The organism is Streptomyces sp. NPDC005574 (genome assembly GCF_040605435.1).
Taxonomy (GTDB): domain Bacteria; phylum Actinomycetota; class Actinomycetes; order Streptomycetales; family Streptomycetaceae; genus Streptomyces.
In genome coordinates this window covers 11250-35587 of record NZ_JBEXCW010000050.1, presented here as the reverse complement: position 1 = coordinate 35587, position 24338 = coordinate 11250, and the positions used below count along the sequence as shown (strand labels likewise).

The window sequence follows — 24338 nt, the reverse complement described above, 5'->3', positions numbered from 1 at the left end:
CGACGCACAGCTGACCCGGCCGACGCGGATCGGCCGACTGGAAGGACCGCGGTTCATGCAATCCAAGCGCGACCAGGTGCAGGCGCACGCCTTCGTCATGGGCCGGCTCACCTCGGGCATGCTGCTCGCCGAACCCGACGCCCCCGAGAGCCCGTTGGGACGCACCACCCGGGGTGCGGGGATCGGTGTGGTGATCGCGGTCCTGATCGCGGCGGGGGCGGTGGTGTTCGGCCTGATCTCGCCCGGCGGCAACGACACCTGGCGCAGCGGCGAGGCCCTGATCGTGAACAAGGACACCGGCGCCCGCTACCTGTACCTGGGGGAACGGCTGCGCCCGGTGCGCAACTACGCGTCGGCGCTGCTGATCGGCGGGGCCGACCTGACCACGACGGACGTGGGGACGGCCTCGCTGCGCGACACCCCGGTGGGGGCCGCGGTGGGCATCACCGGGGCGCCGGACGCCGTGCCCGCCCCGGGCGACCTGGAGAGCGGCGCCTGGACGGTGTGCTCGGCGCTGGTCCCCGCGCAGAGCGCGGCGGGCTCCTCGGCCGGGCCGGACGGCGAGCGCGCGGTCACGGCCCTCGCGGCCGGGGTCCCGCTGGACGCCGACCCGCTCGCGGCCGACGAGGCGGTGCTGGTCAGCGGGCCGGACGCGAAGACGTACCTGGTGTGGCAGGGCAGCCGGCTGCCGCTGGACACCGCGTCCGGTGCCCTGCTGTCCCTGGGCTACAGCTCGGTGTCGCCCCGCCCGGTGTCCGCCGCGTTCCTGAACTCCCTGGTCGCGGGCCCGAGGCTGGCTCCGCCTTCGGTGCCGGGGCAGGGTTCGGCGGGCCCGTCCCTGGGCGGTACGGCGACGAAGGTCGGCCAGGTCTTCGAGATCACGGTGCCGGGCGGAGCCGCCCCCGCCACCGGCGCCTCCCCCGCCGGGGCGCGGGACCCGAACAGCCAGTACTTCCTGCTCCGCCGCGAGGGCCTGACCCCGGTCACCGCGACCACCGCGGCCCTGCTCCTCGGTGACCCGGCCACCCGGAAGAAGGCGTACGGCGGCAGCTCGCCGACCGCCCTGCCGCTGGGCGCGGACGTCCTCAAGGAGCATCAGGCGCCCGGCAGCACGGGCCGCGACCCCTCCACGGCCGGCCTGCCCGACGCCCCGCCCCGCGCGGCCCGCGTCCCCGACGGCTGGACGGCGTGCGCGCAGGTGCTGCCCGGGGCGCGGGGCGCGCGCGTCGGTTCCGTGCTGGTGCGGGAGAGCGCCCTGTCGCCGGTGGCGCGGGCCGGCGGGGAGCAGGTGGCGCGGGCCTGTCTGCCGGTGGACGCGGTCGTGGTCCGGCCCGGGCACGGACTGCTCGCCCGGGTGCTCGGCGCGGGCGGCGCCACGATCGGCACCACCACCTACTTCGTCGGCGACGACGGGGTGAAGTACCGCGTGACGTCCGACAAGGCCCTCAAGTCGCTGGGTTACGGCGAGGCCGACGCCCGGAACCTGCCCTCTCCGCTGCTGGCGATGCTGCCGACCGGCCCCGACCTGAGCCCCGAGGCGGCGGCCGGAGCCGTACCCGCGTCGAGGACCTCCCACTGCGCGGCGGCCGGACCGAGGAGCGGGGAACCGGCCGGGGCCGCCAAGTTGCCGCCAAGTAAAAGCAATTAGCGTTTGGCCGATGCAACGGGTGTCCAGCCGCGCCGTGTTGCACCCTTCTCACCAGCGACCCTAGTCTCCCGAAGTCGCAGTCGCGGCAGGACCGGAACCGAAAGGCACAACCATGGCAGGCAATGGCCAGCAGTCCAGCGAACAGGCGACCCGCAACGGCATCCAGGCACTGGAGAGCGCGTTCAGCGGCATCCTGAAGTCCCGCCAGGACGTCGACAACACCCGCGCCACCCTGTCCAGCGGCTACCAGGGCAGCGACGGCGGCCAGTTCGGCGGACTGCTCAAGCAGTGGGACGAGCAGTGCGACAGCATCCTGCGCAGCCTCGAGGACATGGTCGACAAGCTCAACCAGAGCCTCACGCAGCACGGCAGGCAGCAGGGTTCCTCCAACGAGTCGATCAACCAGGCGTACAGCCAGTCGCAGGCCGCCTTCGACCAGCTCGCCGGCTGACCCAGGCCCTCACAGCGGGTCGCCCGGACCCGGCTGCCGCCCCTCCCCCACCGAGCAGGAGACATCTCATGGCCGACAACCTGACCGACGGCTACATCTACGTCGATTACAACCACATGAACAACGCCGCCGACGACATGGTCCAGCAGACCAAGGCGATAGCCAACACGCTGGCGTCCCTGGAGGCCGAGCTCGGCGAGCTGAAGAAGTCCTGGTACGGCGAGGACGCCGCGATGTACGCGCAGAAGCAGGCCGCGTGGGACGCGGCGGTCAAGAACATGGAGACCCTGCTCACCTCGCACTCCTCGCTGCTGACGGACATCTCCGACAGCTACCGCTACAGCGAGAACTCCCTTTCGCAGATGTGGTCCGAGGTCCGCATCGGCCGCTGACCCGGCCGGCCGGACGCACCAGCCGACCGAACCGGACGGCCGGCCCCGCCGGGACGACCCGTCCGGTTCCCCGTCGCCCCACGAGCCCCGAGAGGACCACGCCATGGCGGACCTGACCCATCTCGACGCCCAGAAGCTCAAGACGTTCCGGGAGAACGACCTGGCCACGTTCATCACGGCCCTCAAGAACATCGTGAAGGACGACCCGAACGGGATCCTCGCCCTGCACAGCATCGTCAAGGGCACCATTCCCGCCGCGTACATCGACGAGAACCCCGTCCTCGGCATCGGGCTGATGACGGGCGACGACACGGTCTACGGCAAGACGCTGGTGGCCTCGGCCCTGTCGACCGCGAAGTCCATCGACGACATCCTCGGCGACCAGAAGACCCTCTTCGACGACATCGACGACAGCCTGGCGGAGACCATCACCACCCTCCTCAACACCCAGGGCGCCACGCTGGAGAGCATCAGCGGCGAGAAGCTCCTCGACGTCTGGTCGGGGGTCGACGAGGACCTGCACGACCAGGGGTCCTCCACCGGCGAATGACCCGTCGGCGCACCCCCGTCCACCTCCTCCACCCCCACGCAGCGGAGCCCCGCCATGCCGATCGTTTCCGACGCCGACGACTACTGGGGAAAGGCAGTCACCCTCTACACGGGCTACCCGGTCCCCAGCAGGAAGAAGGTGTTCGACTCGCTTCTGAGCAGCGAGGGCTTCCCCCTCTTCCGCATGGACATCTCGCCCCTGGCGTCGACCGAGCTGACGTCGAGCAACTTCTCCGTCCTGGTCGGCTGGCACACGCAGGAGGGCGAGGACTACGACCTGGCGTTCGTCCACGCCGGCGGTGACGGCAAGCACGACGGCGGCACCCTGTACCAGGCGAACATTGTGTTCATCGGCGTACCGGTGGACGGCAACGGCCGCGCCCGGCTGCTGGACGCCGGGGAACTGTGGAGCGCGGGCAAGTTCACCGGCGTCCTCGGCAACGAGTGGGACCTGAGCCTGCTGTCGCAGTACCAGAGCGGCTCCAGGGCGGCGATCGACCAGTTGCGCTCCGGCCGCACGACGCGCGGGTTCTCGTACAACGGACTGACGGTCCTCAACGCGGAGGCCGTGGACGCCGACTCCTTCGAGCGCACCGCCCAGGCCTTCGACCGGGGGCAGAAGTTCTTCCAGGACCAGGCCGCCGTGCTCAAGCAGTGGGAGACCTCCCTCGGCTCGGAGAACGCGGCCTGGCGCGGCCAGGCAGCCGGACTGTTCTGGCAGCTGATCCACCAACTGCACCGCAACTACGACGGTTACGTCGACCAGCTCGCCCCCGAGGGCACCGCCGCGGCGGAGGCCATGCCGGGCGGCCATGTGCCGAAGTCGCGGTTCAGCCAGGCACTGGCGACCGCGGAGAAGGCGCTGATGACGGAGGCGAAGGCGCTCAGCGACGCCTGGGACGCGTGGGCCGCCGACGGCCGCCACGACCCGCACCGGATCCTGATGGAGATCCTCGACAAGGTGTCCGTGTGGGTGCTGGAGAACAACATCAAGCACACCACCGTGTCCTCGAACGGCGCCGCCAAGAACTACGCCACCAACGCCGGTTTCAAGCAGGTCCATCCCGAGTACGGCGACCTCCACGACATGGCGTCCTGGAAGAAGATGGGCGAGGAGGCCGTCAAGCAGTGGAACGACAACGTGCAGACGGACCTCGTCACGCCGGCCCAGACCTCGCTCACCAACCTCAAGACGGCGTGGAGCGACCTGGAGGACGCCTTCGCCGAACTGCGCACGAAGGACACATCCACCCTGTCGGAGAACTACGCCGACGACCAGCGGCAGATCGCCGAGGACCAGGCGAACCAGCAGCGGAACGACCTCAACAACTCGCTGAACAACCTCGGCAACGGCCTCGGCGACGGCCTCGACAACCTCGGCGACAGTCTGAACAACCTGGGTGACGGGCTCGGCGACGGCCTCGACAACCTCGGGGACGGGCTGGGGAACAGTCTCAGCAACCTCGGGGACGGCCTCGGCGGCCTGGGTGACGGCCCGGGCGGTACGAGCAACCTCACCGACGGCCTCGGCGACCTGTCCGACCTCGGGAACGGGCTGGGCGACGGACTCGGGGACGGCCTCGGCGACGGACTCGGGGACGGCACGGGCACCAACCTCGGCGCGGGGCTGGGCCTCGGTCTCGGCGGTACGACGGACGACGGCAACCCGGCGACCAAGGGGTCCACGCTCACCAACCCCGACGGCAGCACGACCACCCTCAACGCGGACGGCACCCTCACCACCCGCTACCCGGACGGCACCACCCAGCTCCTCGACCCCGAGACGGGCATCGTCACCACCACCGCCCCCGACGGCACGAAGACCACCGGCGACCTGACGATCCCCGGCGGCCATCTCAACCCGGACGGCAGCACGACCACGCTCAACTCCGACGGCACCCTCACCACCACGTTCCCCGACGGCACGAAGACGACCATCGACCCGGAGACCGGCGCCCTGACGACCACCGCCCCCGACGGCACGGTCACCACGGGCAACATCAGCACCGGCCTCGGGGACGGGCTGGGCGACCTCGCGGACCACACCGTCACACCGACCACGAGCAGCAGCTTCGACCTGGACGACCTGACCTCCTCCGGCAACCTCGGAGACGGCCTGGGCGGCGGCGGTTCCTCGGCGCTCACCACGTCGAGCCTGCTGGACGGCCTCGACACGGGCGCCGGCGGTCGTGACGGCGACTACGCGGGCTACTCCGACTACGACGACGGCAGCACCAGCGACCTGCTGTCCGCGAGTGCCCTCGGCGCCCCCTCGTCCGCGAGCCTCGCCGACGGCACGGCGGGCGGCACGGGGGAGGCGGGCGGCTCCGGCGGCACACCCCTCTTCCCGGGCATGGGCGGCATGGGCGGCATGGGCGGCGGCGGGAACAACAGCAACAGCGGCGAACGGGTCCGCACCGTCCTCACCGACGCGGGCGGCAACACCCGCGGCCGGTCACGAGCGCGGCGCGCCACCGAGGACGACGAGGACGTGGTCGTCACCCGGGGCCGTACCGCGACGACCAGTACGGGCAGCCCCTACTACCCCGCGGGCGGCGGCACCCAGGGCGGCCAGGCCACCCAGAGCGGCGACCGCGGCCGCAGCAGCTGGGTCGAGGAGGACGAGGACGTGTGGGGCACCGACGACGGCGGCGCGCCCGCCGTGATCGGACGCTGAGCGCGATGCGCGGACACAGGGAGGCGACGCGGACATGAGCGACATGAGGGAGACCATCGAGCAGCGCCTCGCCCGGGCCATGGCCGATCTCGAGGCCACCCAGGCGGCGGTGACCGAGGCGGAGCGCGAACTGAGCACCGCCAGCTCCACGGTGCGTTCCCAGGACCGCGCGGTGGAGGTCACCGTCAGCGCGCAGGGCGACCTGACCGCGCTGCGCTTCCTGGACGGCAAGTACCGCACCATGCCGGCCGCGCAACTGGCCGCCAGTGTGCTGGAGGCCGCCCAGGAGGCACGGTCGGTGATGGCCCGTCAGGTCATGCACGCCTTCGAGCCGTTCACCCGCCCCCACGACGCGGTGCCCGAACTGCCCGGGGTGAACGTCGACTGGCACAAGATCTTCGGCCCCGGCGTCCTCGACGGCCCCCGGGCCGGGGACGACCGCCTCTCGTCCCGCCGGCTGCGCGACGAGATCCACGAGGACACGGAGGACTGATCCCGGATGAGCGACAAAAACGCCTACTACGCCGAGCCCGAGCGGCTGGCCGCCGGCGTGCGGCAGATCGACCAGATCAGCGCGCTCGCCCACGAGATGCTGCGCGACTTCACCCTGGGCATCAACGAGACCGTCGGCTGGACCGGCCACGACGACAGCTTCGCGAAGGACGTCGTCCCGCAGGACAAGCGCGAACGCAAGACGGCCCTCGACACGGGGACCTCGCTGGTCGACGCCGTGGTCAGCGTCGCCGACGGCACCCTGGCCAACCTCGACAACATCCGCACCACCCAGAGCGGTGTCATCGACTCGATCAACTCGGCGGGCCGCCGCGGCGGAAGGCACTGACCCTCCGATGAGCATCATCGTCTCGCCCCAGCTCAACAACCTGCTCTTCGTGCTCATCGGCGAGAAGATGCTGCAAGCGGACGAGGACCTGGCGTACGCGAGCCACAAGCCGTACAAGCGGCTCGGCAAGAACGTCCGGGACCTGTCCGACCTGATCGAGCAGTCCGTCTTCGGCGTCGGCCAGTCGCTGCCGCCGCAGGTCGGGCAGCAGTACGTGCGGGCCATGCGGCTGTTCGTCGACAACGGCGGCACCAACTACCTGCGGGAGTTCTCCAAGCAGCTCGACGACGTCGGCGACGGCCGGGTCAAGATCTCCATGGACATCATGGAGGCGAAGTGGCAGATCATCGCCGAACTGGTGCGTCTGCTCATCGAGTTGGCCATCGTCACCGCACTGTCGTTCTTCACCGGCGGTTCCGCCGCCAGCCAGGCGGCCACCGCGAAGGCCCGCAGCCGGGTGGCGATCCTGGCCACCCTGGACCATCTCCTCAAGCGCACCCACCTGTTGCCGAGTCTGTCGGAGGCGTTCGACGAGGCGTTCCAGACGTTCGCGGTGCGGCTGGCGATGATGACCATGGCACCGCCCGGACGCCGGCCGGACAACTTCGACTGGGGCCAGATCGTCCAGGACGGTGTGTTCGGCGCCCTGACCGGACTGTTCCACGGGGCCTTCGACTCCTTCACCAAGAACGTCGGAAAGGGTTTCCGCAATCTCGTGGACGGCCCGGGCGGCAACCAGTTCGGCAGAACCAACACCAAGAACATCACCGACGACATCACCTCGAAGTTCGACAACCCGCGGAGGTCGGACAGCTTCGGCGACCGCTTCGTGCGCGGCACGGGCAGCAGCGGCAACGAGTTCCTGGTGGCGGGTGGCTCGGAAGCGCTGGCCGAGGTCTTCGTCAACGGCCTCTTCAACGGCAAGTGGGAGGGCAGCTGGGACACCTTCCTCGGAGCGGGACTCAGCTCCGTGGTCACCTCCGCGCTCTTCGACAGTGCCTCGAAGTTCGGCGGCGCGTTCCGCTCCGGCTTCGACTTCGGCGGCGTCAACGTGTCGTCGCCCGGCGGAGCCGACGGGACCGGGGGCTCCGGCACGGGCAGGGGGAGCCGGGGGAAGGCCGGGGAAACGGGTTCCGGCACGGGGGTGGACACGGTCTCCGGCACGGGGACGGTTCCCGGGACGGAGTCGGGGACGGGGTCGGGGACGGTGGACGTCGATCTGTCCACCGGTGGTCTCGGCGGGACGGGAGCCCTGGGCGGAGCGGGCGAGGTCGGAGGCGACGGGAACACGGGGGGCGTCGGGAACACCGGGGGCGTCGGAAGCACCGGAGGTGTGGGCGGCCGAGGGGGTGTCACCGGCGCGGCCGGCGGCTCCGGGGCGGTTCCCACGTCGTCGTCCAGTGTCCCGCCCGGTACGGGCAGCGGGGCCGGCACACCCGCCGCGGGCAGCCCGGGACGGGGCGGCGAGCCCTCGGGCACGGGCACGAACCACCGGGGCTCACCGGACTCGGCCTCCCGGAACTCCGGGCACGCGCGGAACTCCGACGGCTCCGAGGACGCCCCGCCCCCAGCGGATCAGCAGCCCGACGCCGACGGCATCACGTCGACGGGCACGAGCGACAACCCCGCCGGTTCGAGCGCGCAGGACGCGACGTCCCCGACGCCGGACGCCGGTCCGGACGCGACGCCCGTGCGGACCGACACCACGTCCGCCACCCCTGTCCCCTCCCTCTCACCGGTCTCCCCCGCGTCACCACTGGCGCCGCCCTCCGCGCCGGCCGGCTGGACCGCCGCGCGAGCGGCCGCCGCACCCGTGGGGCGGTCGCACACATGGGTGGACCCGGTGTCGGCACCGAAGGGCGCCGACGGTCAGGTGACGCGCTACGTCGTCGACTCCGGCTTCGACGTCCGCCGATTCACCCACGACGGCGAACCCGTAGTCGACCTGACCGTCGAGGTGGCCTTCTCCAACGCCGACGCCGTACCGGACGCCGAACGCCAGGCCGTCTGGGACCGCATGACCGAGGGTGTGCAACGGGCCTTCAACGCGCCCGGCCACCGGCTGCCCACCGGGGAGCGCCTGCACGTCACCGTCGTCCCCGCGGCGCCCGGCACCACCCCCCACCTCACCGTCGAACTCGCCGACCCGGCCTCCGGGCGCCGCACCTCGCACCACGTCTGGCGCACCGACGGCACCGCCACCGACCTCACCCACGAGATCGGCCACCAGCTTGGCCTGCGCGACGAGAGCCGCGACGACACGGCTCCGCAGCGCCCCCGGATCGACGGCAGCCTCATGGGCTCCTACCAGCTGCCCGTCCCGGAGGCCGTCCGTACGGTGTCCGCCGACGAGCAGGCCGACTACGCCCAGGGCGGCCTCAGACCCCGCCACCTCACCCTTCTCAACACCCTCATCGGCGACCCCGACGACACGACCGCCCCGCCACGCGTCAGGACGGAGGCCACCGGCGGCGCGGACCCGTTCGCCCCGGTCGCCGGGACGGTGGAGACGGACACGTCGCCCGGCGCGACGGTGACTGACGACGACACGGCCGGCCCCCCGACCCCCGTTCCGACGACCTCGGCGCCCACGGCCGTCGCCACGGACTCCCCGGCCTCCGTCCCGGGCACGGCAACTCCCGTCCTTCATACGCCGGTTGGCCTCTCCGGTACGGCGGTGACGGCGTCGTCCCCGCGCGGCGGACCTCTCCCGGCCGTTCCCGAACACGCCCTGTGGCACGAGCTGTTCACCGCCTCGTCCCACGACCGTCAGGCCCTGCTCGACCGCATCGGCGCCGGCCGCAGGGGGGCGCCGCCCACCCCGTACGAGGTGGAGCAGCGCGAGCTGGTCCGGGGCGAGCTGGACCGGCTGCCAGGGGTGACCGTCGTGGTCGACGAGGCCGCCAACTTCGGGCATCAGGCGGCGGCGACCATGATGATGGACGCGCTGACCGAGCTCGGCTACGACAAGCGGTTCACCGTCATCGCGCCGCGAAGCGTCCAGGACCGCCTCGACGCCCTGCTGCCGGACAGCACGAAGCAGCGGATCGACTGGGTGGACGACACCTTCGACCCGGGCTCGACGCACGTTCCGGGCGGCGCGGACCGTCGCGATCACCTGGTCCTGGTGGCCGCCAACGACAGCATGACCGGTGATCCCGCGAAGGCCGACAGGTTCCTGGACTTCGCCGGCGCGGACCGCGCCCTGGTGCTGAGGCCGTACGCCTGGGACGGCGGCCACCGCTACACGTACACCCGTACCGCACCGGGCATTGCCACCGTCACCGATCTCCAGGGCCCCGAAGGCACGCCCGACAGCTCCCTGTTCCGGTTCCACGTGCCCAGGGCGACCGGCGCGGACCTGGCCGCCATGATCGACGGGCAGGCGGCCTCCCCGCAGGCCGCGACCGGCCTCAAGGCCGTCGTCGAGGCGGTCGGCAGCGGCCGGGCCGACCTCATGCCCGCGTACGGCCTGCACAACCTGGAGCCCGCCCAGCGTGCCTCCGCGCTGCCGGCTCTCGCGGGCGGCGTCCGGGACGCCCGCCCTGACGGGGTGTCGGTGATCCTGGCGATGGGCCGGGCGACCGTGGACTTCGCCCCCGCCTACGGGGAGTCCTGGTACCGGCCGATGAAGCTGGACGACCCCGCCCTGCCCGCCGCCCTCGCGGACGCCCGGGCCGGTGACGTGGTGGTCGTGGAGGCGGGCAACCTCTCGCAGGACCTGTTCCGGCGGGTGTACCAGCTGGGTTCGCTGCCCGCCGTGGTGGAGGGCGCGAACACCACGAACACCCTCCAGCTCCAGGGCCGCCCCTACCTGTCCGTGCGGACCAACAACACGCCGTACGACCTGCTCGGCCACACCGAGGACACCGCTCCGCCCAGCGTGTCCACGGCGGTGAGGGAGCTGACGGAGGCGACGGAGGCGATCGTCCAGGGCAGTGAATGGGCCGACGCTCAGCGGTCCTCGGACGCCTGGAAGACCCTGGAGAGCGCGGAGACCGCTGTCAGCGTGCTGCGTGCGCTGCCCCCGACGGGCGGCCGGGCGACCACCGTGCAGCTGGGCGTCGACGAGATGGACCGTGTCCGCGCTGCCTTCGGCCGGGAGGCGGACGCCCTCGTCGCGGACGTCCTCGGCGCCGACCACAGCGACCTGCCGGCAGCGCGAAAGCTCCTCGAACCCATCGACCCCCGGGACTTCGGACGGTACGAGCGGCTCGAGGACGAGATCGTCCATCTCACGCCGGCCCAGCGCGACGCACTCGTACGAAGTGCCGAGCGGCTGCGCGAGGAACAGGCGCGGACCCTGCGTTCGGCCGCCGAGTCGGTGGCCCCCACCCACGACGAGGAGCACGCCGGCAGGATCGCGCGGGCGATCCGTGACGCGGCCGACCCCGCCTCCGATCTGGGGCGCTACTTCACCGGCCTGGCCGCACAGGCGGACGACCCGGACAACGACCAGCTGCTCCAGGGGCTGCACTCGCTGTTCACCGGGACGCCGCCGAGGGCGCGTCCGGGGGCCACGGCCACGCCCTCACCCGCGGCCGCGCAGGCGCGAAGCCAGGACGCCGAGACGACACCGGTGACGCCCGCTCGACCCGTACGGACCGGACAGGGTGTTCCACCGCCTGCCCCCGCTCCCGCGCCTGTGCCGACCCAGGCCCGGGCCCAGGTCACGCCGGACCCTCAGGGGCAGGACAGCGACGAGGACGGCGAGGCGTGGGACATCGGCGATCTGATGGGGGATGCCGACAGTCCCTTCGGCGCCGATCCGTTCGCGCCGCTGGCGGACACGACCGACGGGTCACCCGAACCGGCCGCGGATGTCACGTCCGCCGATGTCACGTCCGCGGATGCGCAGTGGGAGGCGGCGCGCTCGGCCGCGACGCCCGTGCCCCGCTCCCACAGCTGGGTCGACCCCGTCTCCACCCCCACCACCCGCAAGGGCAAAAAAACCCAGTACCGCGTCGACTCCGCCTTCGACGTCCGCCGCTTCACCCACAACGGCGAACCCGTCATCGACCTCACCGTCACCGTGGCCTTCTCCAACGCCGACGCCATACCGGACACCGACCGCCAAGCCGTCTGGGACCGCGTGACCACAGGCGTCCACCACACCTTCAACACACCCCACTACCGCCTCCCCACCGGCGAACGCCTCCACGTCACCGTCCTGCCCGCACCACCCGGCACCACCCCCCACCTCACCGTCCAACTCGCCGACCCCACCACCGGACACCGCACCTCCCACCACACCTGGCGCACCAACGCCACCACCACCGACCTCACCCACGAGATCGGCCACCAACTCGGCCTCCGCGACGAACACCGCGACGACACCGCCCGCCACCGCCCCGACATCCACGGCAGCCTCATGGGCATCTACCAACGCCCCATCCCCCACGACATCCACACCGCCACCACCCACGACCGCACCCACTACACCCAAGCCGGCCTCCGCCCCCGCCACCTCGCCCTCCTCACCACCCTCATCGGCCACCCCCACCACGACACCATCGCCCCACCCCGCCGCAGAACCACCACCACCGCCGCCTCCCCCCTCGCACCGTTCACGGGCAACGCCGTGGCCGGTCCGTCGACCGGGCAGGCAGTCGGGGCCTCGGGGACGACGCAACCGCCGCCGGACGCAAGGGCGTTGCTGACACATCCGGGTTATGCGACGGGGGACCAGTTCGGTATCGCCGCCGCGCTGCTCGGTGACCCCGCCCTGCATGTGGTGGTCGTGGGTGGTCCGTCGGGTGCCGGCGCGGACCCCCGCGACAAGGGCCGTGACATCGCGGACTTCTACCGGGCCAGCGGTGTGCCCGAGCACCAGGTGCACTTCGAGGAAGCGGCCTCCCTGGACGCGCCCGGGATCAAGGCCGCAGCCGAAAGGGTGGCCGCCGAGGTGACCGCGGGTACCCCCACCCCGTACACCGGACTGAGCGCGACGAAGAAGAAGAGGTTCCTCATCCCCGTCGGGTCGGGTACGACCTGGGTCTCGGAGCACTTCAGCGAGGACCTGCGCGCCAGGATCCGGGCCAACTGGCAGCTGGACGACGCCGGTTTCCCCCCGGACCAGCAGGCGGCGGTGGCCTCCTGGCTGGCCGGCCGGGGCATCGAGGTCGAGCCGGGCCGGGACACGATCGTCCTGTGGTCGCGCTTCAGCGGCAAGCGCGGTGACGTCCACGTCGAACACGACACCAGCTACACCGGCATCGAGCAGATCCTCGACCGCATCTCCCGCCAACCGCGCCCGGACGGCGTCAAGCCGCCGCTCGTCATCATCGCGGGGGACGCGAAGACGAACGCCGGGCGGCCGGACAAGTATCCGGGGCTCGTCGCGAAACACCGTGCGCGGGACGTGGACGTGCACGACCTCACGGACTTCTGGACGGACCGGGAAGGCGTGCGGACGTGGGGTGGTGACAGCCGCGTCGGACAGATGCGGCTCTACGAGTACCTCGACCGCCGCAGCAGGCGCTGGAGCGGTGACGCGTCCAGGATGAAGCACCTGGGTTTCCGCAGCGGCAACCTCGAAGCCCTCGCCCTGGCGGGCCACACCGTCCGCTACATGGAGGAGGAGGGCAGCCTGGGCGGCGCACGCATGGCCAAGTGGCATGCCGCCACCGGCGACGGCAGGACGGCAGGTGGCGGGCTGGCACCGGGGTACGAGCGCATCCTGGTGACCCCGCCCACCCGGTCGGGGAAGTACGTCGTCCAGATCCGCGACGAAGTGGGTTCTTACGAGAAGGAGTTGAAGGCCGACAAGACCAGGACTGACCTCAGGAACAAGATCGACGATCCCGCGAACGACTTCCACCACCCGCACTGGGTACGCGGCAAGACGGACGTCCGCAAGGCGGACAAACCCGCCCCCATCCACGAGGACGTCAACACCTATCCCAAGGGCTTCAAGGACAGCGACCTCGACGCGATAGCGGACTACCTGGAGCCGACTCCGGAGACGCCCGAGGAGACCCAGCTCCGGCTGGCGCACGAGGCCATCGCGGCCGTCGAGGCCGACATCGCCCGTCTGACCGGCGAGATCGCCCGGCTGGAGGCGAGCAGCACCGAGCACCGAAGGCGGATCGCCGAACTCAACCGTGAGATAGCCGAGGCCGGTCGGCGCGTTCGGCAGCTCAGATCGGTCGTCGACACCATCAACCGCAACCTCGGCGTGCCGCGCGACGCTCCGCCGCCGCCCCCCGCGTCGGAGCGGCAGGACCAGCGGCGGGCGCGCGTGGCCGACGAGGGCCTGGCGGGACTGCGGTCCGAGCTCGCCGACCGGCAGTCGGCGCTGCGGCGGATCACCGCGGAACTGGCCGAGACGCGCATCGAACTCGACCGGACCGATGAACGTCTCACCACGCTGCGGACCGCGATCCAGGCGTCGCGGTCCACTCCGCCGGACGCCGCCGATCCGCTGGCGCCCGTGGTCGACGCGGACGGCTCCGACCCCTCCCCCGCGGTCGTGCCGCTGCCCGAGAACTGGCGGATGTCACGTGCCGTCGCCGCGCCCGTGGAGCGGTCGTATCCCCGGCAGGGCCACAGCGAGAACCCCGACCCGCACCGGGCGCAGGACGACGGTGACGGCGACGGCAGCGGCAGCGGCAGCGGCAGCGGCAGCGGCCGGACGGCGTCGTACGACATTCCGTCCGGCTTCACGGTCCGCCGCTTCAGTCACAGCGACATCCCGATCGTGGACGTCACCGTCAAGGTGGCCCTCTCCGACGCCGACGGTGTCCCCGAGGCGGACGCGGACGCGCTGTGGGACCACCTGGCCGACGGTGTGGAGCAGGTCTTCAACGCCCCGGGCCACCGGCTGCCCGGTGGCGAACGGCTGCACGTCACCGTCGAGCGGGTCGCGCCCGGTGACGACGCGCAGTTGGCGGTGGAGCTGACCGGCCCGGACTCCGGCCGTCCCGCCTCCGGCCGGCTGTGGCGCACCGACGACACCCCCGCCGACCTGGCCCGTGCGTTCGGCCGCGCGCTCGGCCTCCGTGACACGGCGGACGCCCCGCAGGAGAGCCCTTTCACCCACCTCGCCGCCCGGTTCGACGCCCTCGTCGGCCCGCCGGACCCGGCCGTGCGGCCGAGCATGGTCATCCATCAGCCCGGCTATGCGACGGGCGACCAGTTCGGTATCGCGGCGGCGCTGCTGCGCGACCCCAACCTCCATGTGGTGGTGGTCGGCGGCCCGCGGGGCGAGGGGGCCGACCCGCGCGACAAGGGCACGGACATCCGGGACTTCTATCTGGCCGGCGGTGTCCCGGAGCGGCAGGTGCACTTCACGGAAGCCACCACTTTCGAGGCCGCGGACATCAAGACCGCCGCGGAGCTGGAGACCGACCGGGTCACTGCGGGTCACTTCCTGAGCCTCACCAAGAACCAGCGGAAGAACTACCTGGTCCCGGTGGGGTCGGGCACGACCCTCGTCGCGAAGCACTTCGACGAGGACCTGCGCGCTCGGCTCCGGGCCAACTGGCGCCTGGACGACGCCGGTTTCCCCCCGGACCAGCAGGCGGCGGTGGCCTCCTGGCTGGCCGGCCGGGGCATCACGGTCGAGCCGGGCCGGGACACGATCGTCCTGTGGTCCCGTTTCAGCGGCAAGCGCGGTGACGTCCACGTCGAACACGACACCAGCTACACCGGCATCGAGCAGATCCTCCGCGGCATCAACCGGCGCCCGCGCCCCGGAGGGGACAAGGGTCCCCTCGTGATCATCGCGGGGGACGCGAAGACCCATCACGCGCTGCGCGACAAGTACGGGCCGATCGTCGCCGCGCAGCGGACGGCCGGACTCGACGTCCACGACCTCACCGACTTCTGGACGGACCGCGAGGGCGTGCGGACCTGGGGCGGCGACAGCCGCATCGGGCAGATGCGGCTGTACGAGTACCTGCACCGGCAGGGCCGGCTCAACGGCGGCTCCCCAGCGGGCCTCCGGCATCTGGGCTTCCGCAGCGGCAACCTCGAAGCCCTCGCCCTGGCGGGTCACACCGTCCGCTACATGGAGGAGGAGGGCAGTCACGGCGGCGACCGCATGGCCAAATGGCATGCCGCCACCCCGGACGGCAGGACCCGGGAGGGCGGCCTTGCGCCGGGCTACGAACGCATCCTGGTGACCCCGCCCACGCGCTCCGGGAAGTACGTCGTCCGGATCCGGACGGATCTGGAGCGGGACAAACTGCTCTCCAAGTCGGACAGGAACAACGAGGAGCTCAAGGAGGCGATCCGGCGGAACACGGCCGAGGTGAACCATCCCTCGTGGGTCCGTGGCCGCGACAACGTGCGCAAGGACCCCAAGCCCGAGGTCGCGGGTGACCCGAACACCCGGCACAAGGGTTTCACGGACGCCGACCTGACGGACATCTCGGCGTACCTGGTGGGGCACCGCGAGACTCCCGTGCAGGCGCAGATCCGTCTGGCGCGGGAGGGCATCGCGGCGATCGAGGCCGAGATCACCCACCTGGAGGGCGAGATCGCCCAGCTCCGGACCCGAAGGGGTGAGCATCGGCGGCGTATCAGCGAGCTCACCACGGACATCCGGGCGGCCAGGATCCGGCTGCGGCAGCTCACGTCGAGTGTCGACGCCATCAACCGCGTCCGGTCGCGGGCCGCCACGCCGACGCCTCAGGCGGAGCGTCCGGACCAGCGGGACGCCCGTACGGCGGCCGAACGTCTGGAACGGCTGAACACGGAGCTCGCGGAGCAGCAGGCGGAGCTCACGGCGGTCACCGAGGAGCTCACGCGGACCAGGGAGTCGGTCGCGGACGCACGGACGAGAATCGCCCAACTCCGCACGGCGGTCACGGAGTCGGCCTCCACGGACTCGGCCGATCCGTTCGCGCCGCTGGCGGATTCGGCCGACGGGTCACCGACACCCGGGAAGCCGGACGCGGCGACGGCGGAAGCCGGGTGGCACGCGGCGCGCTCGGCCGCGACGCCCGTGCCCCGCTCCCACAGCTGGGTCGACCCCGTCTCCACCCCCACCACCCGCAAGGGCAAAAAAACCCAGTACCGCGTCGACTCCGCCTTCGACGTCCGCCGCTTCACCCACAACGGCGAACCCGTCATCGACCTCACCGTCACCGTGGCCTTCTCCAACGCCGACGCCATACCGGACACCGACCGCCAAGCCGTCTGGGACCGCGTGACCACAGGCGTCCACCACACCTTCAACACACCCCACTACCGCCTCCCCACCGGCGAACGCCTCCACGTCACCGTCCTGCCCGCACCACCCGGCACCACCCCCCACCTCACCGTCCAACTCGCCGACCCCACCACCGGACACCGCACCTCCCACCACACCTGGCGCACCAACGCCACCACCACCGACCTCACCCACGAGATCGGCCACCAACTCGGCCTCCGCGACGAACACCGCGACGACACCGCCCGCCACCGCCCCGACATCCACGGCAGCCTCATGGGCATCTACCAACGCCCCATCCCCCACGACATCCACACCGCCACCACCCACGACCGCACCCACTACACCCAAGCCGGCCTCCGCCCCCGCCACCTCGCCCTCCTCACCACCCTCATCGGCCACCCCCACCACGACACCATCGCCCCACCCCGCCGCAGAACCACCACCACCGCCGCCTCCCCCCTCGCACCGGTGACTCCGTCTTCGTACGTCCGGAGGTACGGCACGCAGCGCGACGGGAACGTGGGGCTCGTGCAGGTGGAGCCGCTTCCCGCCCAGGTCGTGGCGGGCCTGCACGAGCAGGTGCTGCGGGCGCTGCGCCTTTCCGCGCCCGTGGCCCAGGACCATCCGGTGCGGGCCCGGTTGCGGCGCCTGCTCAGTGGAGAGCAGCTGGTGCTGAACCTGCCGTATCTGCGCAGCGGCATGGGGCACCGGATCACCGTCGAGGTCGACGGGCGCCGCCGTACCGTCGATGTGCGGCTCGCCCTGCGCGACCCCCTGCCGTCGCGGCGGCAGGGCTCGCAGGACCCGTCGGACCCCGACGTACGGGTGGAGCGCCGTGGTCTGGGGACGCAGGAGTGGGGCGACACCGAGGCGTCGGGCACCTTCCGGACGGTGTCCGTGCCGTGGTCGGCGTCCCTGCCCGTCCCGAAGGTCGGACCCGTGCGGGCCTGGGACTTCAGCCCCTCACTGTCGCTGACGCACAATCAGTTGTCGCTGTCGACGTCGGTCACCCAGGTCGTGCAGACCACGACGGCGCAGCGCAGCAACGAGCTGTCCCACGCCTACCGGTTCGACACCGACTGGGAGGTGCGGGTCGATGTGCCGCGCATGGCGCCGACCGACAACTGGGGTGTGGCGGAAGGGCATGGGCCGGTCACGGTCTGGTTCCCCGAGCATCTGGCCGTCGACGCCGACGTGGACGCCGTACTGCCGTCGCCGGCCCGGCTGGACGACCTTCCGATGTGGGGGGTGGACACCGTCGCGGAACCGCACCGGCTGCTGGAGACGGTCCGGGGCGTCCTCCACGCGGACCTGTCCGCGCTCGGTGAGTCCTCCGCGCAGGCGCTGGAGGCGTTCCTCTCCGAGCCGGTCCTCCGCGGCACCCTGCCCATGCAGCTGTCGGGCGGCATCTTCTCGCCGCTGCTGCTGGACGCGCGCGGCCGGGCGATCGGCATGCTGAAGGTCACCACCGAGGTCACGCCGGGACGGCCCACGCACCAGAGCCAGGACGGCAAAATCAACCTGGAGAGCCACCTCGTCCACACGGTCAAGGTGGACGGCCAGGCCAAGGTCACCAACGGGGTCGGGGTCGACCTCGGAGTCGGTCCGGCGTTCACCGGCAGCCTCGCCGCCGGACATCCCGACGCCTCCGGCGCGGTCTCCGGCGGCGTCCTCGGCAAGGGCGGGGTGCGCTGGCAGACCAGTGACACCCTCGGCAGCGGCGGCAGCGCGGGCATCATGCACGCGCTGCGCACCAACCGCAGCCACCTGCTCACCCCCGCCGACGTCCGGCACACGGTCACGCTGGTCCGGCCGGGCGGCGGCGAGACCACCCACACGTTCGACTCGTGGCCCGACGGCATGCACCTGCGCCTGCCGGCCAGGCAGGATGCCCGGGGAGACACTCCGGCCGACGGAGAACTGCGTTCGCTGCCCGCCGAGTTGGAGAACCTCCAGGGCCTCGGCATCACCGCGGTGCCGCTCAGGCTGCACGGCCCGCAGCAACTGTTCGCGCACGCCGAGGACTGGCTCCGCGCGAGCGGCTACCTGCCGCCCCGGACCGACACGCCCCTGCGCAACCGGGTACTGCCCGACGAGGCCCTGGTCCAGGCCCAGTTGAACAACCTGCGCCGGTTCGAGCAGGCCCGCTCGGACATCGGGCTGCGGGCCGCCGCCGACGCCATGGTCGACGGCGGTCACGGCCTCTGGCTGGAACGCCCCACGGCCACCGGCACACACCGGATCAAGCTGAACCTGACCGCCACCCGCGACGTCGGCACCGGCACCGACGCCACGCCTGGCAGCCGGCACACCCGTACCCGTCCGTCCGTCCAGCACGTCGCCCTCACCTCGTTCGGCATGGGCGGCACCGAGCAGCAGTCCTCCGGTTACGGCTGGTCGGCCGGCTTCGGCGGCTCGGTCAGCGGTCCCGTCGGCCCCTTCACCAAGGGCTCGGGCACCCTCGGCGGGGGCGGCGACTACACCTTCGCCCACCAGACGGCACACACGGCCACCGCCGGCTCGGGCCTCGGCCACGACCAGCTCTTCATCGGCACCAACCAGGGCAGCGAGGAGTTCGAGGTACCGGCCCGCTTCGCCCTCGACCTGTACGACGGTCCCGGCGCCGAGCCCGCCGTGCGCTTCGCCGAACACACCGTCGCCCACCCCTACGTGCCGCCCGGCGAGCAGCCGCCCGCGCCGGGACCGCTGCCGAGAACCCTCTCCGGCACCATCACCCTGGCCGTCCCCCGCCACCGCACCCTGGCGGCCGCCGAGACCCCCGCGGCGCCCGCGCCGGCTGCCACGGTCCGCCGTCCCGACGACACCGACCTGCAACGGCTGGCGATGACCGGCCCCGACGGCAGTCCGGTGGCCGGGGTCGTCAAACTCCCGGACGACTCGATCGTGGACGTCTTCCGGGGCGCGGGAGTGCTCCAGGAGGCGGTACGGCGGCTCGCGGAGGGCAGCCACCCGGGGCGCCCGGAGCCCGGACTGCTGGCCGCCGTCAGCGGGGCGGTGGGCGCGGCGAGCCCCGCGGTGCTCAGGGACGCGGCCCGGCTGCTGTCGACCGGCCTGGCCGGGCAGAGCAACACCGATCCGACCACGCTGGCCGCCGAAGTGCTCCAGGCAGCCCTGTCGCCCGCCAACCTGTCGGCGCGCGGACACCAGATCCTCAAGGGCGCCTACGTCGTCGAGGGCATCACCCTGCCGGGTCTCGGCGCCGACCAGGAGTACTCCCTGGAGATCCGCGGCGTCCTGCGCGACGCACGTCATCTGGGCACCGCCAAGCAGTACTTGGAGACCGGCGTGGTCTCCGTCGACTCCAGCGCCCAGCAGAAGTCCGCCGGCGCGAGCCATCAACTGGGCGTCGCCGTCACGGGCACGCGAACCCCGGCGGCCGCGACCACACCGGCGCCGACCACCACGAGCCCCGCCCCGAACACGGGTCCCGCACCGACGGCGGCACCGGCGCCGGTGCCGTCAGCGGGCACCGGCGGGTCCGCTGCCCCGGCGCAGCGGCCACCGGCCTTCGGGCCGTCCGCGAAGTACACCCGCACGACCAGGACGGACGACGCGGCCACCCTCTCCGCCGGCACCTCCGTCAACCGCACCGCCACCGAGAGCGACGAGGAACACCGCGTCGTCGCCGACGCGACCCTCCTGGTCACGCTCCGGCGCGGGACACGCAACGCCGTCGGCAACACCCTGGGCTACGGCAGCGACAGCCCGGTCACGGTGGCCGTGGACATCCCGCAAGCGGTGCAGTTCCTCATGACGAACGGGCAACTCGCCCGCGAACAGCGGTGGTTCGCCGGAATCGACGGACTCGACGCTGCCCCGGCGGCCCCCGGGACACTGCCCCTGCCGCAGCGCTTCACCCGCACCGGGGAACCCGGCCTGGCGAGCGTCCTGTCCGTCACCCAGCTCGGCGAACCGGCCGGACAGCGGACCGACGCCCACACCGTACGGCCGTCCGACGCCCCCGGCGTAGCGGCGTTCGGCACCCCCGCCGTGACGCAGCCCGGCGGCCCGGTCGTGACGCCGTCCGGCGGCCCCGCCGTAACATCGTCCGACGAACCCGCGCCGCAGCCGAGCAGCGCCTCCGGCGGCACCCGCACCGGCCAGGGGGACGCCGCGTCCCCCGGTCGTCTCGTGGAGCGGCGGGACCGGCTCCGTGCCGAACTGACCGCTCTCGTCGAGGCGGAGGCGCCGGGTGTCACCCGGCCAGGGCACTCCGCCCATCTGCCCGGCGTGGCCTCGCGGATCGCCGACCTCACCTCCACCGCCGGTCTGCGCGCCCTGCCCGGTCGCGGCCCACGAGGGGTGCAGCGCTTCCACTTCAGGCATCTCGCGCTCGGCGGCGCCCGCCTGGTCGAGGTCACCCTCACGGCCCGGCCCCGGGGCGACGCCAACGCCCTGCGCACCGCGCGCGGCCGCAACGCCGGCCCCGGCACGGGCCTCGAGCAGTACCACGCGCACACCGCGTCCGGCGAGACCACCGGTACCACCCGCACCACGCAGCACGGGCTCACCCTCAACCCCACCACGCGCTACCCGCGCCCCGAACACGACACCCGCACCGACCGCAGCGGGCCCGTCCTGAGCGCGAGCAGCACCCGCGGTCACGGTACGAAGGCCGTCACCACGGCGGAGGACCGGTTCTGGCTGCGCACCGACAACGCCGCCGACTTCGACCTCGACTACGTGTACGAGGTCGCCGTCCGGTCGGAACTCGTGGCGGACTGGCCGCCCAACATCGTCGGTGGCCTCCTCCGGGGCGGCGTCCTCGCCTACGGCGACCAGGACCCGGAGCGGGCCGGTGAGACCGCGAGCTGGATCAGCCGGGTGCTCGGCAACGGCCCGTACCGCACGGCGTCGGTGCCCGCCACGGTCACCCTGCGCTTCACCGGCAGCGAGGCCGCCACCGCCGACGACGCGGACGGACCGCGCCCGCCGACCGTCGGTCCGGCGGCGCCGGCCCTGCCGGGCGGCCACTTCGTGCCGACGGGGCCCGCGCCGGTCTTCGAGTTCAACGCCGCGGACGAACTCGCCACCGCGCTCGGTGAGGTGGCACCGGGTCAGCGGCGGACGTGGCGGTCCCTGAAGGCGTCCACGTCGGCGGAGAGCACGACCGTCCGCATCGGTGAACTCATCCAGGCAGGCGACATCGCCCTCGACCAGCCGCGCACCGCGGCCGGCCTGACCGGCACGATGCCCGGCGCCTACCCCTTCGAGTCCGAGCCCACGGACCCGCCCACCCTGTCCGTGAGCCTGCACCACCCGCGCCGAGTCACCCAGGCCGCCGACGTCACCCTGGACCGGCTGTCGCTCAGCGGTGTCGGCGGCGGGTCCTCGCAGAGCGCCGGCACCACCGGCGGCCTCAGCTTCCAGGGCGCCTACAGCCACGACGACGACAACCGGACACTCGGCGGCGCGACCGTGCCCGTCCTCGCGCACCAGCCTCGGACGACGGGCACCACCGAGGGCGCCGGCGGTGGCCGCCGTGAATGGCTCAAGACGGGCACGACGACCGCTCCCACGGGCGACTCCCACGGCACCCGCACCTACGAGGCACTGGTCGACACCCACATCACGGTGCGCGGCCCGCGGGGCGTACGCCATGTCACGGGCACCGCGACCGTGCGCATCGGGGAGCGGGACGCGCTGGGGCACGGCATCACTCCCCCGCGTACGCACCCCCAGGTGTACGACCTGCCCTCGATGGTGCGGGCCGCCGCGGACGCCGAGGCCCGGGCCGCCGCCCCGCCCACCGGACCCGACACCACGTCCGGCACCCGGCCCGAGGCCGTCGCGGAGGCGGACCTGCGGGACTGGCGGCGGCATCCGCTGCGCGGCCTGCCCGGCCTCCTGGCCTCGCAGATCGCGGACGCCGACGAAGGGGCGCAGCTCTGGCTCGCCCTGGACACCGACACCCCCACTACGGCCGAGAGTGACACGCCGACCGAGCAACACCACCTGGGCCGGGCCCTGTTCGCCGCCTCACGCGCCGCCGCGGAGACCGGCAAGCCCGTGGAGCTCGTCGTCCGCGGCGACGACAACCGGCTCCGTGTGTGGGGCTTCGACGCCACCGGGGCCCCCCGGGAACCGTCGGCCGAAGCCGGGGAGGCCTGGCGGCGCTTCGGCGAGGCGGCGTCCTCCCTGGTCCGCGCCGCGGAGGCCGAACACGGCGCCCGGCGGCAGGAGTTCGCGTCCGCCGGCGAGGCCGAGGCGCAGTCCGCGCGGGTGACCGACGCCGACGACGCGGTACGACGGGAGGCCGGGCTCGTGGAAGAGGCCCGCGCCGCGTCCCGCACCGCGCGGGAGCGCGCCCGCACCGCCGAGGCCGCCCTGGAACGAGCCGAGCGGGCCCGGCAGGAGTCGTCGGAGGAGGTCACGCGCCTGACGACGCTCGCCACCCGCCTGACGACCCGGATCGACACGCTCGCCGGCGACGTACGCGCCGCCGAAGTCGCGGTCCGGGAGACGGAGTCGGCGGTGGCCGCCATCGAGCGCAACCACCCGCCCGAGCAGGACACCGAGCGCCCCGACCGGACCAGGGCCCGCGAGGCCGGCGAGGCTCTGGAGAAGCTGCGCGCCGTGCGGGACGGACACCGTGCCGAACTCGGCGCCGTCCGCTTGGCGTTGAGCGTGGAGCAGGAGAGCCTCGGAGTCGCCGAGGGCTCGCTGCCCGGCCTGCGCGGCGAGGTGGAACGGGCCCGCCGGGCAGCGGGGCAGCGCGCGCGAGACCTCACCGACGCCGTGGGACGGCACGAGTCCGCGGAGGGCGCGGCGCGGGAGGCCCGTGTACGGCGGCGGGAACTGGACGACCTGGTCAGCGACGCCCGCGCCCGGCAGGCCACGGCGACCGCCGCCCAGACGCGGGCCGAGGCACGCCTCCGCGCACTGGCGACGACCGTGCCGAACCAGCCTGTCGACGTGCCGACGGGATCGCTGGCCTCCACCCCGGCCCGCTGGCCCCGGCCGACCCCGCACGCGAACGAGCCCCGCGTCCAGCGGTCCCCGCAGGACTCACTGGTGGCGGCGCTGCGGGACGCGGTGCTCGCGAGCCGGAGCGACACTCCCCGAGGCGACGACTCCGCGGACCCCGCCCCGGCACCGGCCGCAACCGGCAGGGACGCCCTGCACGACTGGCTGGCAGACCGGCTCTCGGCCACACCGGGGACGGGCGCGGTCACCGGCACGGACACCGGCACGCCCGGGGCCGGGCCGTCGCGGGCGCCGCTAGCCGAGTTCGTGCCCGACGACGAGACCGTGACGCCGGCCGAGATCCGCGCCCTGGGGATCGACCTCCCGCAGAGCCAGCTGGCCGAGGCCGCGCTCCTGGGCGACCGGCTGAGGGTGGACGCCGTACCGCTGAACCGCGCGCAGCGGGTGCAACTCCTGCTCCGGCGCACCCCCTTGGCCGACTACCCGGCGACCGTGGCCATGCTGACCGCGCACGCCGTCGGCCGGGATATCGTGATCACCGGTCCGGGCACCACCGAACACCGGTACGGCCCCGGCTCAGGCGTTCCGCTGCGGATCGCGTACGACGGCGTGGTCTATTCCGCGCTCGCTCCCCGTCCGCAGGAGGCCTGAGACATGGCCGGTGACACCCGAC

8 protein-coding genes are annotated in these 24338 nt (G+C 72.8%); all 8 read left to right on the top strand.

Annotated features, from left to right (window positions below; genetic code table 11):
* The first annotated feature begins 55 nt into the window (after positions 1-55).
* The 8 genes from eccB (at position 56) to ABZT03_RS27245 (ending at position 24316) form a co-directional block, all read left to right on the top strand.
* Positions 56-1648, top strand: a complete 1593-nt coding sequence (gene eccB / locus ABZT03_RS27280) for a type VII secretion protein EccB (protein WP_356043819.1) — start codon at positions 56-58, stop codon at positions 1646-1648.
* A 112-nt stretch (positions 1649-1760) separates the two neighbouring features.
* Positions 1761-2099 carry a hypothetical protein gene (locus tag ABZT03_RS27275; protein WP_356043816.1) on the top strand — a complete coding sequence of 113 codons (339 nt, stop codon included), beginning with the start codon at positions 1761-1763 and terminating at the stop codon, positions 2097-2099.
* Between the two features lie 68 nt (positions 2100-2167).
* On the top strand, positions 2168-2491 hold the full coding sequence (locus ABZT03_RS27270) for a WXG100 family type VII secretion target (RefSeq protein WP_356043814.1): 324 nt from the start codon (positions 2168-2170) through the stop codon (positions 2489-2491).
* Between the two features lie 103 nt (positions 2492-2594).
* A complete protein-coding gene (locus ABZT03_RS27265) occupies positions 2595-3041 on the top strand; it encodes a type VII secretion system-associated protein (RefSeq protein ID WP_356043811.1) in 447 nt (148 codons plus the stop codon).
* A 54-nt stretch (positions 3042-3095) separates the two neighbouring features.
* Entirely contained in the window at positions 3096-5717 is a 2622-nt protein-coding gene (locus ABZT03_RS27260) for an AAWKG family protein (RefSeq protein WP_356043809.1), read from the top strand.
* 34 nt (positions 5718-5751) lie between these two features.
* A complete protein-coding gene (locus ABZT03_RS27255; protein ID WP_356043806.1) occupies positions 5752-6210 on the top strand; it encodes a YbaB/EbfC family nucleoid-associated protein in 459 nt (152 codons plus the stop codon).
* Positions 6211-6216: 6 nt separating this feature from the next.
* Entirely contained in the window at positions 6217-6558 is a 342-nt protein-coding gene (locus tag ABZT03_RS27250; protein ID WP_356043804.1) for a hypothetical protein, read from the top strand.
* A gap of 7 nt (positions 6559-6565) precedes the next feature.
* Positions 6566-24316 carry a hypothetical protein gene (locus tag ABZT03_RS27245; RefSeq protein ID WP_356043801.1) on the top strand — a complete coding sequence of 5917 codons (17751 nt, stop codon included), beginning with the start codon at positions 6566-6568 and terminating at the stop codon, positions 24314-24316.
* The last annotated feature ends 22 nt before the right edge of the window (positions 24317-24338 follow it).

Excerpts from the sequence above, each read along its gene's own strand:
- eccB (WP_356043819.1), top strand. The coding sequence starts at position 56 with ATGCAATCCAAGCGCGACCAGGTGCAGGCGCACGCCTTCGTCATGGGC.
- ABZT03_RS27275 (WP_356043816.1), top strand. The coding sequence starts at position 1,761 with ATGGCAGGCAATGGCCAGCAGTCCAGCGAACAGGCGACCCGCAACGGC.
- ABZT03_RS27270 (WP_356043814.1), top strand. The coding sequence starts at position 2,168 with ATGGCCGACAACCTGACCGACGGCTACATCTACGTCGATTACAACCAC.
- ABZT03_RS27265 (WP_356043811.1), top strand. The coding sequence starts at position 2,595 with ATGGCGGACCTGACCCATCTCGACGCCCAGAAGCTCAAGACGTTCCGG.
- ABZT03_RS27260 (WP_356043809.1), top strand. The coding sequence starts at position 3,096 with ATGCCGATCGTTTCCGACGCCGACGACTACTGGGGAAAGGCAGTCACC.
- ABZT03_RS27255 (WP_356043806.1), top strand. The coding sequence starts at position 5,752 with ATGAGCGACATGAGGGAGACCATCGAGCAGCGCCTCGCCCGGGCCATG.
- ABZT03_RS27250 (WP_356043804.1), top strand. The coding sequence starts at position 6,217 with ATGAGCGACAAAAACGCCTACTACGCCGAGCCCGAGCGGCTGGCCGCC.
- ABZT03_RS27245 (WP_356043801.1), top strand. The coding sequence starts at position 6,566 with ATGAGCATCATCGTCTCGCCCCAGCTCAACAACCTGCTCTTCGTGCTC.